Source organism: Micromonospora sp. A202 (assembly GCF_006715105.1).
In the GTDB taxonomy this organism is placed as follows: Bacteria; Actinomycetota; Actinomycetes; order Mycobacteriales; family Micromonosporaceae; genus Micromonospora; species Micromonospora zamorensis.
The window spans coordinates 2,998,294-3,013,676 of the sequence record NZ_VFMP01000001.1 but is presented as its reverse complement, the minus strand read 5'-3'; the positions used below and the strand labels follow the sequence as shown (position 1 = coordinate 3,013,676).

Sequence of the window (15,383 nt, the reverse complement as noted above, 5' to 3'; positions counted from 1 at the left end):
TCAGTCTGCCGCGACCCGCGCCGTGAACAGCTGACGCACCCCCGGCTCGGCCCGCAACAGCCCCAACGCCAGCTCCGCGTGCCCCGGAACGTACCCGTTGCCCACCAGCATCGTCACGTCCGCCGCCAGCCCCTCCGCGCCCAACGCCGCCGCGGAGAAACTCGTCGCCATCGAGAAGAAGATCACCGTGCCGCCGTCCGCGGTGGCCAGCACCGCACCGTGCTCACACCCCGGCACGTCCACGCACACCACTGTGACGTCCGCCGGCGCCCCCAGGGCGGTCGTCACCGCCGTGGACAACCCCACCGGGTCCCGCGCGTCGGCCAACGCCACCACCGAGGCCAGGCCGGCGGCCGTCAGCGCGTCGCGCTCGGCCGCCACCGGCACCACCCCGACGGTACGCGCGGCGCCCACCCGCCGCGCCGCGGCGAGGGACAGCGACCCGCTCTTGCCCGCCCCGCCGATCACCGCGACGCGCACCGGCGTCGGGTCACCGACGCGACGACGGTCCTCCACGTAGCGCGACACCACCCGCGCGGTCAGCGCGGGCGCCCCGCACACGTCCAGCACCGCCAGGGACAACTGCGGGTCCTCGTCGTCGGGCAGCACCGCGGCGATGGAACGGGCGAACAGGATCGCCCACCCGTCACAGGGCACCTGCTCGCTGCGCCCATCCCACCGCGCCAGCCCGTCGGTCACCACCAGCGGGGTCAGCGTCAACGACACCAACGTCGCCACCCGCTCCCCCACCTTCAACCCGAGTGGGGAACGCCGACCGGCCTCCTCGACCGTGCCGATCAACATCCCGCCGGAACCGGTCACCGGGTTCTGCATCTTCCCCCGGGTGGAGATGATCTCCAGCACCTCGGCGCGGACCGCGTCGCCGTCGCCGCCGTGCTTCTCCGACAACTGCCGGAAGCTCGCCGCGTCCAGGTTCAGCCGCTGCACCCGGATCCGCACCTCGTTCGGCCCGATCGCCGCCGACGCGTCCAGGCGCCAGGCCGCCTGCGGCAGCACCCCCGCCGGTTGCACGACGCGGTGCAGTCCCACCGGTGACGTCACGCCGACCTCCCCTTGTCCAGCCGCTCGAAGCCCCGGTCAAGGCTCGCGTAACGGGAAAACTTACGGCAGACTAGTTTCTGTACCGAATATTTTCCAGTAGCCTTCGGGCTTCGATGATCAGCCGCAACACCGAGGAGGGGCCGTGACCCAGACCCAACCGGTTGAGACCATCCCTCAACCCCGTCACGCCCCGGTCGCCGTACCGACCGCCGGGCAGCCCTACGAATACCACCGCCGCCCCCTGGTCGAACCCGACTGGACCCGGTTCCCCGGCTGGCGCCACGTCACCCGCGACCAGTGGGAATCCGCCCAGTGGCAGCGCGTCAACTGCGTCAAGAACATCAAGCAGCTCCGCGCCGTCTTCGGCGACCTCATCGACGACACCTTCTACACCGACCTCGAGGCCGACCAGTTGGCCCTGGCCACCATGTCGATGCTGGTGCCACCACAAATGATCAACACGATGGTGCCGTTCGCGCCCCTCACCACCGAGGCGCTGCTCGCCGACCCCATCCGCCGCTACATGATCCCGGTCGCCTCCGACCGCCGCACCGACTGGCCGTCACACCCCTACGCCAGCCGCGACAGCCTGCACGAGCACGACATGTGGGTCGCCGAAGGCCTCACCCACCGCTACCCCACCAAGGTCCTCGCCGAGCTGCTCTCCACCTGCCCCCAGTACTGCGGGCACTGCACCCGGATGGACCTCGTCGGCAACTCCACCCCCGCCGTCGACAAACTCAAGCTCACCCTCAAGCCCGTCGACCGCTACGACGCCCACATCGCGTACCTCAAGGCCCACCCCGGCGTCCGCGACGTCGTCGTCTCCGGCGGCGACGTGGCCAACGTCCCCTGGCGCAACCTCGAGTCGTACCTCATGCGCCTTCTGGAACTGGAGACGGTCCGCGACATCCGGCTCGCCACCAAGGCCCTCATGGGCCTCCCCCAGCACTGGCTCCAGCCCGACGTCGTCCAAGGCCTCGAACGCGTCGCCCGCACCGCCGCCCGCCGAGGCGTCAACCTCGCCATCCACACCCACGTCAACCACGCCCAGTCGCTCACCCCACTGGTCGCCAAAGCCGCCCAGACCGCCCTCGACGTCGGCGTCCGCGACGTCCGCAACCAGGGCGTGCTCATGCGCGGCGTCAACGCCACCACCCCCGAGCTGCTCGACCTCTGCTTCGCGCTCCAGGGCGAAGCCGGGATCCTGCCGTACTACTTCTACATGTGCGACATGATCCCCAACGCCGAACACTGGCGGGTCCCCGTCTGGCACGCCCAGCAGCTCCAGCACGACATCATGGGCTACCTCCCCGGCTACGCCACCCCCCGGATCGTCTGCGACGTCCCCTTCGTCGGCAAGCGCTGGGTGCACATGCTCACCGACTACGACCGCGAACGCGGCATCTCCTACTGGACGAAGAACTACCGCACCTCCATCGAGTCCGCCGACCTGGAGGCGCTCAACAAGCGCTACGCCTACTACGACCCGATCGACACCCTGCCCGCCGACGGCCAGCAGTGGTGGAACGACCACCGCGACGACTGACCCACCAAAGGCGGCGGCCCCCGGGTGGTCTTCCCGGGGGCCGCCGCCGTCTCCGTCACCGGCAGCCCAGGCCCTGGACGTAACCGGGCCGCAACGTCCCGGCCGCGATCTCGTCGGCGTACTCCCAGAACACCTCCGGCCAGTCGCCGGCCTTGTCCATGTCCCGCAGCACCCGCCACCCGTGACTGCTCCGCAACGCGTCGGCGGCCCGCCGCACCCCGGCCTCGTCCCCGCTCGCCCTCGCCCGCTGCCACTCAGCGATCCACCCGCACCCCACCCGGGACGTCACCCCCACGTTGAAATGGTACGGGTCGCTCACCCCGATCTCCTCCAGCGCAGCCATATCGAACCCCGGCGGCAGCGGCACGTCGGCGAGCACCTTCGCCGCCCGCTCCCGCACCGGCATGACCATCTCCGCCGGAAGAACGGCCAACCAGGTCCGCGCGTCCACCCGAACGATGTCCGCGAGAACCCGGTCCAGGTCCTTGCGCGACCAGTTTTCGGAGGTCTTCATCTCCACGACCAGGTTGTCGCGGGGACGCAACAGCACAGTGAAATCACCGCTGAGGCTCTGGAACGCATCAGCCGGCCAATCGTCCACCCGCACCGACTTCCCCGGCCCCGCATCGCGCTGACCGGCATACCGGTCCGTGTACACGTACGCCGCATACCAGTTCATCTCCAGTTCCCGCCCACCCCGGCGAAACCTGACCACGCCATAGTTCTCGGAGAACTCGGCCAGGGCCACGACCGTCCAACCGGCCTGATCGATCAGCAACCGCGGGCTCCTCTCCGCCGCCTCCATCGCCAACGGGGAAAAGACGGCCCCGGCTGCCGCACCCGCGCTGACGATCGGAGAGACCCCGTCGTCCTCGCCCTGCCCCCGCAACACCATGGACGCCGGCACGATGCTCAGGAGCACGGCCGCCGCCGTCATGACGCCCGCGAAGCGACGCACCCACAACCGCCGCGACGGCATCCCGACGCTACGCCGGACCAACGACTCGGACATGATGTCCTCCAGGAGGGTGTGCTTCACCCCGCCGAGGTCCCCCATCATCCCGAGCCCACCCGGGTCGGAATCCCGAACCAGCTGGTCGACACGCTCCTCTGTGGTCATCAGTCCTCCTTGCGGGTGGATGTGGTCAGCACGTCGAGTACATGTCCGGGCGGCCCCGGATCGTCACCAACCAACCCCCGCAACCTCGTCCGCGCCCGCGCCAGCCGCGTCCGGACCGCCGCAGGAGACACCCCCAGCACTGACGCGACCTCATGCGGTTGCAGCCCCTCCCACACGGTGAGCATCAGCACCTCCCGGTCCACCTCGGTCAGACCCGCCAACGCCGCCCGAACGGCAAGGCGCTCCGGCACCTCACTTCCCGGATCGGCCACCGACGCGGCAATCTGCTGGCGTAACCGCTCACCGAGGCGCTGCCGGCGAACGCCACCACGGTGATGATTGGCCAGCACGCGCCGGGCGACCCCGTACAGCCACAGCCGGGTCGCACCGGCGATCGGAATGTCCTGCCGGCGACGCCATGCCACCAGGAAGGTCTCCGCGACCACGTCGGCCGCGTCTTCCGGATGTGCGACACGCCGCAATGCGTACGCCAGCAGCGACTCGAAATCGTCGGCGTACACCCGTCGGAAGCGGTCCTCGTCCTGTTCCATCCCGGAGCTCACATTCACTCCATGTCCGGTGGGACCCCAACCGTGACACCCCACCGGACGCGCGCCGTCGGAACCGACACGGACCGTGCCGTCTCAGGCGGCGGCTAGCACCTCTGACAACGGCGCCGGCACCAGCCCTCGCTCACGCAACCCGGCCAGGATGTGCGGCAACGCCTCATCGGTCATCGCGGCGTTCGCCTCGGTCACATGCATGATCACCACCGACCCCGGGCGAACGTGGTCCAGCACCGCCCGCACCAGCGGCTTCCACGCGGTCGCGAAGGGATCACCGCTGACCACGTCCCCGTCGACGACCGTCACGCCCAGCGGCGCCAGAGCGTCCAGCGTCGCCACGTCGTGGCAGAGTCCCGGAAAGCGGAAGTACCGGGTCTGCCGACCCCCGTACGGCTTGATCACCTCGAAGGTCTTCGCCACGTCGCCGCGCAACTCGTTCACCGGTTGCGAGGGCAGGTCGTAGCAGTCGCCGGTGAACGCCGCGTGCCCGTAGGTGTGGTTGGCCAACTCGAATCGCGGATTGTCGGCGATCCGCCGGGTGACGTCCGGGTACCGCTGCACCCACTTGCCAGTCAGGAAGAACGTGGCCGGGACCTCGTCGCGCTCCAGCAGGTCGAGGATGCGCAGGTTGGCGTACGACTTCACCCGACCTGCACGCAGACTGGCCAGCATCCCGTCGGTCATGTCCGCGTCGAAGGTCAACGCGACCTTGTTACCGGCCCGCGGCCCGTGGTCCACCACCGGCGCCCTGGTCCCAGTCGGCGTCGTGCCCGGCACCGAGGCAACCGCCGGCGGCGACGGGACACCGACGGACGGCGCGACGGAAGGCGTGGATGGGCTCGACGAGGCGGACGAGCCGACGAAGACCGGCTGGTCCGAGGGCGGCACCCGGGACGCTTCGCACCCGGCACTGCTGAGGATGGCCGCCACAACCAGTACGCCAAGAAACGGGCGAAGCCCAGCTCGGATCACGCCGGAGATCATCGCAGACGCGAATGCGTTTCACTGTCCCGCGCGTGCTGTCGTGAGGGCTCGTGGGCGCGTGTCCCAGGCCCGCCCCAGCGGTGCCGTTCCGGTCACCGACCGCCCGCAGCCACTGCGCGGGTCAGGCGGAACCCCCGCGCGGCGCGTACATGATGACCGCGACGCCGAGCAGGCAGAACGCCGCGCCGGTCAGGTCCCACCGGTCCGGGCGGAAGCCGTCCACCACCATCGCCCAGGCCAACGAACCGGCCACGAACACCCCGCCGTAGGCGGCCAGGATCCGGCCGAAGTTCGCATCCGGCTGGAACGTCGCCACGAACCCGTAACAGCCCAGCGCGACCACCCCGGCGGCGATCCACCACAGGCCACGATGCTCCCGCCAGCCCTGCCAGATCAGCCAGGCGCCACCGATCTCGGCCAGCGCGGCCAACGCGAACAACACCAGCGAACGGAGCACTGTCACCCGGCGAGACTAGCCGCCACACACAGCGGGTCCCCGGGCGACGATGCGCCCGGGGACCCGTGAACCGCTCAGGTCACTTGTTGAATGAGTCCTTCACGTTGCGACCGGCGTCCTTGACGTTCTGACCGGCCTGCTTGGCGCGCGCGTCGCTCTGCTGGCTGGCGCCCTCGCCACGCATCCGCTCGTTGTCGGTCATGTCGCCCATGCGCTCCCGCGCGGCGCCGGCCATCTGCTCGACCTTGTTCTTTGCCTTCTCGGTGAAGCTCATCGCGCCTCCTCGGTCTGGCGATTGTCCTCGCACGCTTGCCCGCTCTCCCGGTGCCGAAACCGGCGGTGCCGGTCGGCACACCCGCTAAGGCATCCTAGGAAGATAGGTTGAGGGTGGGCGCATGCCGACCCCCGGCCACGGTGGTTAACTGGCCGCATGGGAGAGCTCCTGCTGATCCGGCACGGCGAAACCACGTGGAGCGCCAGCCTGCGGCACACCTCGTACACCGACCTGGAGCTGACCCCCGACGGCGAGCGACAGGCGCGCACCCTCGCCGCGTTCCTGGCCGGCCGGCGCTTCGTGACAGTGCTGGCCAGCCCCCGCTCCCGGGCGCTGCGCACCGCGCAGCTGGCCGGCCTCACCGTCGACGCCGTCGACGAGGACCTCAGCGAGTGGAACTACGGCGAGTACGAGGGCCGCACCACCGTCGACATCCACGCCGACCAGCCGCACTGGAACATCTGGACCGACGGCTGCCCCGGCGGCGAGTCACCCGCGCAGGTGGGCGAACGGCTCGACCGGGTGCTGGCCCGCGTCACCCCGCTGCTCGACCGCGGCACCGTCGCGCTCGTCGGTCACGCGCACAGTCTGCGGGTGCTCGGCGCCCGCTGGATCGGCCTGCCCCCGTCCGCCGGCGGACGGCTCCGCCTGGAGACCGCCACGGTCAGCGCACTCGGTCACGAGCACGGCCGACAGGTCATCCTGCGGTGGAACCAGCCGGCTCCTCCGGCGCCCGGGACCGCGACCGACTCGGCACCGCGGCACTGATCTTCGGCGGCCGGTTCTCATACGGGGTGGACAGCACAACGGTGGTCCGCGTCGTGACGTTCGCCGAGGTGCGGATCTCCTGCAACACCCGCTCCAGGTCGGCCGGACTGGCCACCCGCACCAGCAGCATGTAGAAGTCCTCCCCCGCCACCGAATAGCAGGAGTCGATCTCGGGCAGGTGGGACAGCCGCTCCGGCGCGTCGTCCGGCTGCGACGGGTCGAACGGGCGGATCGCCACGAACGCGGTCAGCGGCAGGTCCAGCGCCTCGAACGAGACCCGGGCGGCGTACCCCTTGATCACCCCACGCTGCTCCAGCCGGCGCACCCGCTGGTGCACCGCGGACACCGACAGCCCCACCTTCTCGGCCAGGTCGGTGTACGACAGACGGCCGTCGGCGGTCAGCGCGGCGACGATAGCGCGGTCGATCTCCTCCACGGCGTGCAACCTACCGGGAAAACCGCCCGACTGCGACGCAGCGCCCGACGCGGCCACGCGGGCGGTGGGCCACGGCGAACCACCGCAGCCCCACCACCACGCGCCGCCCTCAGCCCTGGGCGAGCGCCCGGGAGATCACCAGACGCTGGATCTGGTTGGTGCCCTCCACGATCTGCAACACCTTGGCCTCACGCATGTACCGCTCCACCGGGTGATCGGCCACGTAGCCCGCGCCGCCGAGCACCTGCACCGCGTCGGTGGTCACCCGCATCGCCATGTCGGTGGCGAAGAGCTTCGCCTTGGCCGCCTCGATCGCGTACGGGCGACCCGCGTCCCGCAACCGGGCCGCCGCGAGGGTCAGCGCACGGGCGGCGGAGATCTGGGTGGCCGCGTCGGCCAGGAGGAAGCCGAGGCCCTGGAAATCGATGATGGACCGACCGAACTGCTGCCGCTCCCGGGCGTAGGAGACCGCGTAGTCCAGGGCCGCCTGGGCCAGCCCGACCGCGCACGCCGCGATGCCCAACCGGCCGGAGTCCAGCGCGGACATGGCGATGGTGAAGCCCACGCCCTCGCCGCCGATCAACCGGTCGGCCGGCACGCGTGCCTCGTCGAAGGCGATCTGCGCCACCGGGGAGGAGCGCAGACCCATCGTCCGCTCGGCCGCCTGCGGGGCGATGCCAGGGGTGCCCGCGTCGGCGAGCAGGCAGGAGATCCCCTTCGGGCCGGGGCCCCCGGTGCGGCAGAAGACGTTGTAGAAGTCGGCGGTCCGCGCGTGGGTGATCCACGCCTTGGTGCCGGAGACCAGGTACGCGTCCCCGTCCCGGACCGCCCGGGTGCTCAGCGACGCCGCGTCGGAGCCGCCCTGCGGCTCGGAGAGGCAGTACGCGCCCAGCAACTCGCCACCGAGCATGTCCGGCAACAGCTTGCGCTGCTCGTCGCTGCCGAACGCCGCCACCGGGTAGCAGGACAGGGTGTGCACGCTGACCGCCTCGGCGACCGCGAGCCACCGGCTGGCCAGGATCTCCAGCACCTGCAGGTACACCTCGTACGGCTGGGCTGCGCCGCCGTACTCCTCGGGGTAGGGCAGCCCGAGGAGGCCCGCCCGGCCGAGGGTACGCAGCACCTCGCGGGGAAACTCGGCGCGCTCCTCGAAGGCGACGGCCTTCGGCGCGAGCTCGCGGTCGGCGAGCTCGGTGGCGAGACCCAGCAGGTCGTGGGCCTCGTCGGTGGGGAGGATCCGGTCGACAGTCATAGCGCGATGAGCTCCGTGGGGGTGGTGTTGAGCCGTTGCACGCCGTCCGTTGTGCAGACGACGATGTCCTCGATACGGGCGCCGTGTCGGCCCGCCAGGTAGATCCCCGGTTCGATGGAGAACGCCATGCCGGCCTCCAGGGGCTGGTCGTTGCCGGCCACCAGGTAGGGCTCCTCGTGACCGTCGAGACCGATGCCGTGCCCCGTGCGGTGCAGGAACGCGGCACCGTAGCCGGCGGCGGCGATCGGCTCCCGCGCCGCGGCGTCGGCCGCCGCGCCGGTGACCCCGGGCCGCACCGCCGCGACCGCAGCGCGCTGGGCGTCGCGCAGCACCGTGTAGTAGTCCAGGAAGTCGGCCGGCGCGGACCCTCCCACCAGGTAGGTGCGGGTGCAGTCCGAGCGGTAGCCCGAGGGCATCGTGCCGCCGATGTCGACCACCACCGGCTCTCCGACGCCGATCGGCCGGTCCGAGGTGCCGTGGTGCGGGCTGGCCCCGTTCGGGCCGGCCGCCACGATGACGAAGTCCACGCTGACGTGCCCGGCGGCCCGGATCGCTGCGGCGATGTCCGTCGCGACCTCAGCCTCGGTGCGGCCGGGGCGCAGCCACTCGCCCATCCGCAGGTGCACTTCGTCGATGGCGGCGCCGGCCTCGGCCAGCGCCGCCACCTCCGCGGGGGACTTGCGGATCCGCAGCTCACGCAGCACTTCGCCGGCCAGCCGCTGCGCGGCGCCGGGAAGCGCGGCGCGCAGCGCGAGGACCTGCTCGGCCCACATCCGGTCGGCCAGCCCCACCGCCGCCGGCGGGCCGTCGAGGGCGGCGACCACCAGGGGGTACGGGTCGGTGCCGTCGACGTGGTCGACGATGCGGACCCCGGTGGCGGGCGCGGGGGACGCCTCCGCCGCCGGGCGTTCCAGCCGGGGCACGATCAGGGTCGGCTCGCCCTCGGCGGGCAGCACCAGGCAGGTCAGCCGCTCCCCCGCGTGGGCGTCGTAGCCGCTCAGGTAGCGCAGGTCGGAGCCGGGGGTGAGCAGCAGGGCGTCCAGGCCGGCGGCGGCGGTGGCGCGCTGCGCGGCGATCAGCCGATCCGGCGGATACAGCTCGTCGATTCCCACCCCGTCAGCTTAACGGTCGTTTGGGCAAACCCCATATCGACACCGATCGTCGGAAAATCCATCGACGTTGATTGACGCGCACAGTTAACACTCTTTAAGATTTGGCTGCCTCGAGGCCCACCCGTCCCTGCGTCCCCCCGCAACTCCCGCCCGCGACAACCCTGCGCGGGCGGGCGTCGTCCCCCGCCCACGGGAAGGCCCCCGATGTCCTCACCACTGCGCCGCGCCCTCACCGCCGGCCTCCTCGCGCTGGCCACCGCCGGCGCCACCCTCGCCATCACCCCCAATGCCGCGCAGGCCGTGGTGCTGCCGAACAACTTCAAGAGCGTCGGCTACATGCCCTCCTGGGCCGGCAACGTCAACACCATCCAGTACAACAAGCTCACCCACATCAACTACGCGTTCGTGCTGCCCAACAACGACGGCAGCCTGCGTGCGGTCGAGAACCCGAGCAAGCTCTCCTCGCTGGTCTCCCTCGCGCACGCCAACAACGTCAAGGTGTCGATCGCCGTCGGCGGCTGGAACGACGGCAACGACTCGGCCTTCGAGGCCCTGGCCGTCAACTCCGGCAGCCGGACCACCTTCGTCAACAACCTGGTCAACTTCGTCAACCAGTACAACCTGGACGGCGTCGACATGGACTGGGAATACCCCGACCCGGGCGCCTCGGCCAACAACTACGCGGCGCTCATGACGCAGCTCGGCAGCGCGATGCACAGCCGCGGCAAGCTGCTCACCGCCGCCGTGGTCAGCGAGGGTTACTCCGTCGACGGCGTGCAGACGGCCGTGTTCAACCAGGTCGACTGGCTCAACATCATGGCGTACGACGGTGGCAGCCCGCACGCCAACTACGACTGGTCGATCAACAGCATCAACCTGTGGAAGGCCCGGGGCCTGCCGGCCAGCAAGGCCGTGCTCGGCATCCCGTTCTACAGCCGCCCCGGCTACTTCACCTACTCGGCACTGGTCGCGCTGGACCCGGCCAACGCCAACCGGGACTGCACCACGGCCGGTGGCGCCCAGCAGTGCTACAACGGCATCCCGACGGTCAAGCGCAAGACGCAGTGGGCACTCGCCAACGCCGGCGGCGTGATGAACTGGGAGCTGTCGCAGGACACCACCGGTTCGACCTCGCTGGTCAGCGCCATGTACGACACGATCATGGGCGGCACCACGCCGCCGCCGACCGGCCGCACCGGGCGGATCACCGGCATCGGCGGCAAGTGCCTCGACGTGGCCTCGGCGAGCACCGCCAACGGCGCCCCCATCCAGCTATGGGGCTGCAACGGCACCAACGCGCAGACCTGGACCGTGGCCAGCGACAGCACGCTGCGCGCCCTCGGCAAGTGCGCCGACATCACCAACGGCGCGACCGCCAACGGCGCGAAGATCCAGCTCTGGGACTGCAACGGCAGCGGCGCGCAGGTCTGGCAGTCGCAGTCCAACGGCACGCTGCGCAACCCGCAGTCGAACAAGTGCCTGGACGCCAGCGACAACAGCTCCGCCGACGGCACCCGGTTGCAGATCTGGGACTGCTTCGCCGGCGCCAACCAGCGCTGGACGCTCCCGGCCTGACGGTTCGGTCGCAACGATCCCCGGTCGACGCCCCCGCGTCAGCCGGGGATCGGTGCGTGCTCGCGAGCCAGGGCAGGCAGGGTCATCCGGATGGGTGAGCAGCGGCAACGGCGTACGCGGTGACGTCGGCGAGCAGGTCGCGCCGTCGGCAGCTAGAGTGACCCGACCCTGCGGCCGATCATAGATGTGGACCGATCGGGTCGGGCCGGACGCTGCCGACCGACTGAGGACGTGCAATGGAATCCAGATTCCAGCGGGTCGTGCACCGCGGGCAGTGGTCGGCCCCGACCGTCATCCCGATCCTGCTCATCTGCGTGAGCATCGCCGCCGGCGGCGGTCTGGTGTTCGGCGCGTTCGTTCTCTTTGCCATACCGCTCGGTCTGCTGCTGGCCGTACCCCCGACCGTGGGCCGGTACGTGGGGAGGATGAAGTCCAGCTCCGACGTCACGGTGTCGTACGCCGTCTGCACGGTCGGGGCGTGGGTGGGGTGCCTCATGCTCGGGGTCGCGATGACCGCGCAGCCGTTCCACATCTCTGGCCCGAACCTCGTCCCCCTGATAATGACCATGGCCGGTGCCATCTGGATCGCGCAGGTCGCCACGGCTGTGCTGGCTCGCAGACGGACCAGCGCTACGGGTGCCCGGTCAAAGCCCCGCGTCAGCCGGGGATCGGTGCGTGCTCGCGGACCAGAGTGAGCATCTCCTCCACCGAGCCGGCCGGGTCGGTGACCGGGAACTGCACGGCCCGCACCACCGCCTGCGGGTCGACCAGCAGCGTCAGTCGCTTGAACCGGGTCATCCCACCGGCGCGAAAGACGGGCAGCAGCAGCCCGGCGGCCAGCCGGCCGTCCTGGTCGGACAGCAGCGGAAACGGCAGCCCGGCGTACGCGGAGAAGTCGGCGAGCTGGTCCGGTCGCTGCGTGCTGATCCCGTACACCCGCACCCCGGCGGCCTGGAAGTCCGGGTGCCGCTTGGCGTAGGTGGTCGATTCGAGGGTGCAGCCCCGGGCACCGGGGATCTCCGACCAGGCCGGCGGATAGCCCTGCGTCCCCGGCGCGTACGCCCCGGGGAAGAGGTAGAGGACGCTCCACTCGCCCGTGGCGGCCACCGACACCGGCTGACCGTCGGCACCCGGCAGCACGGCCTCGGGCAACCGCCGCCCGATCAGGTCGTGTGCCCGGCGCGCCTCGGCAGACCCGGCGTCGGCCGTCGCGGTCAACTCTCCATCACCCATCAGATGCCTCGTCCCCCAGTCCTGCAGGGCGATCAGCACCGGTAGGAGCCCCTCGCCCTTCGCAGTGAGCAGGTAGTCGTAGCGCGGGGGGTGTCGTGAGTACGGCTGGCGCTCCAACACACCGTGCTCGACCAACGCGCCGAGGCGCTCGGTCAGCGCCCGTCGGCTGACGCCCAGCTCGCGTTGCAACGCGTCGAAGCGGGTCGTCCCACCGGCGACGTCGCGCACGATGAGGAACGTCCACCAGTCCCCCAGTACGCCGAGCGCCTGCGCGATGCCGCAGTCCGCATCGGCAAGATCCTCTCGCCGCACCCGCTACCTCCGTTGCTCCCGCTCCGACTATAGTCCGTTCCAGTTTGGAACGCGCTGGCTCGGCGAACGGGGGACGGCGACATGCACGTCGACGAACGGGCCGGGGTGTTCTGGCGCTGGTGGACCGCCGGCACGACCACCATGGTCGGCGGTCGGCGGTCGGCGGTCGGTGTCGGGGATCGGTGACCGGGCGGCTGATCAGACGCTGCCGGCGAACCGGCGCACCAGGGCCGCGTCGGTGAGGACATCGACGCTGTGCACGTACTGGTCGACCGCGCCCACCAGCGGCCGGACACGCAGCGCCGGGTCGGTCACGGCGGCACTCAGCGCGGCGGCGATCCGCTCGGCGCGCAGCACCAGGAACGGGCGGCTGTGGAACGGCCGCGCCCGGGCGCGCACCGGCACCGCGAGACGGGTCTCGTCGGTCCATCGGGCCACCGTCTCCAGAGCCTCGACCAGCCCCGCCTGACGCCGCGCCCAGTCGCCCGGGCCGAGCGCGTCGGCCAGCGCCACGACCACCGGCTCGGCGTCGTCCAGCCGGCTGAAGACCGTGCCGAGCCACTTGTCGTATGGCGGCCAACGCTGGCGCAGCAGCAGACCGAGCCGCAGGAGATCCCGGGCCAGCCCGGCTGTCACCACCCGGCTGCCCAGCTCGTCACCGACCTCGGCACACCGGCCGGGCAGGTGCTCCGCCTGGGCGATCCGGGTCCAGGCGGAGGCGAGCACGTGGCGCCACACGTCCGTCGGATACCAGCTGACCGCCGTACGCCGGGCCGTCAGCGCCCCACCGAGACCGTCATGGAAGACCGCGCCCCCGGTCACCTCCGCCAACCGCTGGGTCGGGGTGGCGAGCCAGTCCGCCGTGGTGACCCCGGCAGCCGGGTCGAAGCCGAGCCGGTCGCGCCACCAGCCGGCCAGTTCGGCGACGTCGACCCCGTGCCGGCTGCCCGCCGGGTCGGAGACGCCCAGCCGCCCGTCCTCGCCGACGAAACGGGTCGGCCAACCCAGAAACTCCACCGGCAGGTCGGCGTCGAGCGCGGCGCGCAGCGCGGGGACCCGGGCCGCCTCGGCTGCCGGGACGAACAGCTGCACGCGTGGCCCCCAGTCGTGGTCGGTGGACCGCACGGTGTCCAGGCCGAGCAACTCCGAGCCGCCGTCGAGCAGTCCGGCCGCGTACGGCAGGTCGGGACACCGGCGGCGCAGGATCGGCGCGACCACCTCGTCGTGGTAGCGACGGGCCAACGTCAGGCCGGGAAGAAACGCCATACCGGCAGTCTGCGCCGCGCGGCGACCAGCCCGCACGGTCGTTTTCCGGCCCGGCGCGTCCCCCGCGGCCCTAGCCTGGGATCGGGGTCCCGCGCGGGCGACCCCGACCGGGAGGACCGACGTGGCAGGGAACGAGGCGAACCGGGCGGCGACACGCCGTCGCCGCCAACTGTGGGCGGGGGTCCTCGCGCTCGTCGGCCTGGCTCTGCTGATCATCGGGCTCACCGTCGCCGACGGCGTCGCGGCCTGGGTCGAGGTGCTGGTCGCGATCCTGCTGCTGGTGACCAGTTACGTCGTGCAGCACCTGGCCCGGCGGGAGACCGTCTACCGGCACGACGACCAGCGCTGACGGCACCGGGCGGCCGGGGGTACCCCGGATCGTCGGACGGCTGTGCCAGGCTGTCCGGCGTGGCACACCGACCCCCGATCCTGCTGATCGACGCAGCGAGCCTCTACTTCCGGGCCTACTTCGGCATTCCGGAGTCCGCAGCCAAGGCCGAGGACGGCACCCCGGTCAACGCGGTACGCGGTTTCCTCGACATGCTCGCCACCCTGATTCGCGTGCGGGGCGCCGACCGGATGGTCTGCGCCCTCGACTACGACTGGCGCCCGGCGTGGCGGGTCGACCTGCTGCCGTCGTACAAGGCGCACCGGGTGGCCCCGCAGGGCGGCGAGATCGTCCCGGACACGCTCTCCCCGCAGGTGCCGATGATCCTGGAGGTGCTGACCGCCGTGGGCATCACCGCGGTCGGCGCGACCGGCTACGAGGCCGACGACGTGCTCGGCACGCTCTCGGTGACCCAACCCGGCCCGGTCGAGGTGGTCTCCGGCGACCGGGACCTGTTCCAGCTCATCGACGACACCCGGCCGGTCCGGCTGCTCTACGTGGGGCGCGGCGTCGCCAAGCTGGACGACTGCGACGACGCCGCAGTGCGGACACGCTACGGCGTCCCGGCCGACCGGTACGCCGACTTCGCCGCGCTGCGCGGCGACCCCAGCGACGGGCTGCCCGGGGTCGCCGGCGTCGGTGAGAAGACCGCCGCCCGGCTCATCGAGCGGTACGGCAGCATCGCCGGCATCCTGGCCGCGCTGGACGACTCCGACTCGTCCTTCGCACCGGGCCTGCGCACCAAGCTGGCCGCGGCCCGCGACTACCTGGCCGTGGCGCCGACGGTGGTCCGGGTCGCCCTGGACGTGCCACTGCCGGAGCTGCCCACCGCGCTGCCGGCCGCCCCGGTCGACCCGGAGCGGCTGCTCGACCTGGCCGGACGGTGGAACCTGGCCGGCTCGGCCCGCCGCCTGGTGGACGCCCTCGCCGCCCGCGCCGACGCCTGACCGACCACCGCGCGGCTGGCGCCCGACCGATCGCCGCGCCGCTGGCGCCCGACCGATCGCGGCTGGCGCTTGATCATTCCCG

The 15,383-nt window shown here is 71.5% G+C and carries 17 protein-coding genes; 6 read left to right on the top strand and 11 right to left on the bottom strand.

Annotation, left to right across the window (positions count from 1 at the left end; all coding sequences use genetic code 11):
- Entirely contained in the window at positions 1-1,050 is a 1,050-nt protein-coding gene (locus FBZ33_RS14005; RefSeq protein WP_185755490.1) for a zinc-binding alcohol dehydrogenase, read from the bottom strand.
- A gap of 154 nt (positions 1,051-1,204) precedes the next feature.
- On the opposite strand from FBZ33_RS14005, the gene FBZ33_RS14000 reads away from it, so the two are divergent.
- Positions 1,205-2,611, top strand: a complete 1,407-nt coding sequence (locus FBZ33_RS14000; protein ID WP_088948155.1) for a KamA family radical SAM protein — start codon at positions 1,205-1,207, stop codon at positions 2,609-2,611.
- Between the two features lie 55 nt (positions 2,612-2,666).
- Here FBZ33_RS14000 and FBZ33_RS13995 read toward each other — a convergent pair whose 3' ends face one another.
- The 5 genes from FBZ33_RS13995 to FBZ33_RS13975 form a co-directional block, all read right to left on the bottom strand.
- Positions 2,667-3,731 carry a hypothetical protein gene (locus FBZ33_RS13995; RefSeq protein WP_141909372.1) on the bottom strand — a complete coding sequence of 355 codons (1,065 nt, stop codon included), beginning with the start codon at positions 3,729-3,731 and terminating at the stop codon, positions 2,667-2,669.
- Positions 3,731-4,294, bottom strand: a complete 564-nt coding sequence (locus FBZ33_RS13990) for an RNA polymerase sigma factor (protein WP_141909371.1) — start codon at positions 4,292-4,294, stop codon at positions 3,731-3,733. Before FBZ33_RS13990 ends, FBZ33_RS13995 begins: the two co-directional genes overlap by 1 nt.
- 81 nt (positions 4,295-4,375) lie before the next feature.
- Positions 4,376-5,035: a polysaccharide deacetylase family protein gene (locus FBZ33_RS13985; protein ID WP_255508850.1), complete on the bottom strand. Its 660-nt coding sequence runs from the start codon at positions 5,033-5,035 to the stop codon at positions 4,376-4,378.
- A gap of 367 nt (positions 5,036-5,402) precedes the next feature.
- Positions 5,403-5,744: a YnfA family protein gene (locus FBZ33_RS13980; RefSeq protein WP_088948151.1), complete on the bottom strand. Its 342-nt coding sequence runs from the start codon at positions 5,742-5,744 to the stop codon at positions 5,403-5,405.
- 73 nt (positions 5,745-5,817) lie between these two features.
- Complete coding sequence (locus FBZ33_RS13975; RefSeq protein ID WP_088948150.1) at positions 5,818-6,012, bottom strand: CsbD family protein; 195 nt, start codon at positions 6,010-6,012, stop codon at positions 5,818-5,820.
- Between the two features lie 156 nt (positions 6,013-6,168).
- Between FBZ33_RS13975 and FBZ33_RS13970 the strand changes: the two genes are divergently transcribed.
- Complete coding sequence (locus FBZ33_RS13970) at positions 6,169-6,780, top strand: histidine phosphatase family protein (RefSeq protein WP_141909370.1); 612 nt, start codon at positions 6,169-6,171, stop codon at positions 6,778-6,780.
- Here FBZ33_RS13970 and FBZ33_RS13965 read toward each other — a convergent pair.
- The 3 genes from FBZ33_RS13965 to FBZ33_RS13955 form a co-directional block, all read right to left on the bottom strand.
- Positions 6,710-7,216: an Lrp/AsnC family transcriptional regulator gene (locus tag FBZ33_RS13965; RefSeq protein WP_099853440.1), complete on the bottom strand. Its 507-nt coding sequence runs from the start codon at positions 7,214-7,216 to the stop codon at positions 6,710-6,712. The genes FBZ33_RS13970 and FBZ33_RS13965 overlap by 71 nt on opposite strands.
- A gap of 109 nt (positions 7,217-7,325) precedes the next feature.
- Positions 7,326-8,468, bottom strand: coding sequence for an acyl-CoA dehydrogenase family protein (locus FBZ33_RS13960; RefSeq protein ID WP_141909369.1), 1,143 nt, complete (start codon positions 8,466-8,468; stop codon positions 7,326-7,328).
- Positions 8,465-9,580, bottom strand: a complete 1,116-nt coding sequence (locus FBZ33_RS13955; protein WP_141909368.1) for a Xaa-Pro peptidase family protein — start codon at positions 9,578-9,580, stop codon at positions 8,465-8,467. Before FBZ33_RS13955 ends, FBZ33_RS13960 begins: the two co-directional genes overlap by 4 nt.
- Positions 9,581-9,784: 204 nt before the next feature.
- Here FBZ33_RS13955 and FBZ33_RS13950 point away from each other — a divergent pair, with 204 nt between their 5' ends.
- Entirely contained in the window at positions 9,785-11,155 is a 1,371-nt protein-coding gene (locus FBZ33_RS13950) for a glycosyl hydrolase family 18 protein (protein WP_141909367.1), read from the top strand.
- A gap of 236 nt (positions 11,156-11,391) precedes the next feature.
- On the top strand, positions 11,392-11,850 hold the full coding sequence (locus FBZ33_RS13945; RefSeq protein ID WP_141909366.1) for a hypothetical protein: 459 nt from the start codon (positions 11,392-11,394) through the stop codon (positions 11,848-11,850).
- On the opposite strand, the gene FBZ33_RS13940 is transcribed toward FBZ33_RS13945, so the two are convergent.
- Both FBZ33_RS13940 and FBZ33_RS13935 read right to left on the bottom strand, forming a co-directional pair.
- Entirely contained in the window at positions 11,813-12,700 is an 888-nt protein-coding gene (locus FBZ33_RS13940) for a winged helix-turn-helix transcriptional regulator (RefSeq protein ID WP_141909365.1), read from the bottom strand. The two genes, FBZ33_RS13945 and FBZ33_RS13940, sit on opposite strands and share 38 nt — an antisense overlap.
- Positions 12,701-12,898: 198 nt before the next feature.
- Positions 12,899-13,966 carry a DUF4037 domain-containing protein gene (locus FBZ33_RS13935; protein ID WP_141909364.1) on the bottom strand — a complete coding sequence of 356 codons (1,068 nt, stop codon included), beginning with the start codon at positions 13,964-13,966 and terminating at the stop codon, positions 12,899-12,901.
- 121 nt (positions 13,967-14,087) lie between these two features.
- Between FBZ33_RS13935 and FBZ33_RS13930 the strand changes: the two genes are divergently transcribed.
- Both FBZ33_RS13930 and FBZ33_RS13925 read left to right on the top strand, forming a co-directional pair.
- Positions 14,088-14,315 (top strand): hypothetical protein, encoded by a 228-nt coding sequence (locus FBZ33_RS13930; protein WP_088948142.1) that lies wholly within the window; start codon positions 14,088-14,090, stop codon positions 14,313-14,315.
- 59 nt (positions 14,316-14,374) lie between these two features.
- Positions 14,375-15,301, top strand: coding sequence for a 5'-3' exonuclease (locus FBZ33_RS13925; RefSeq protein ID WP_141909363.1), 927 nt, complete (start codon positions 14,375-14,377; stop codon positions 15,299-15,301).
- Positions 15,302-15,383: the final 82 nt, after the last annotated feature.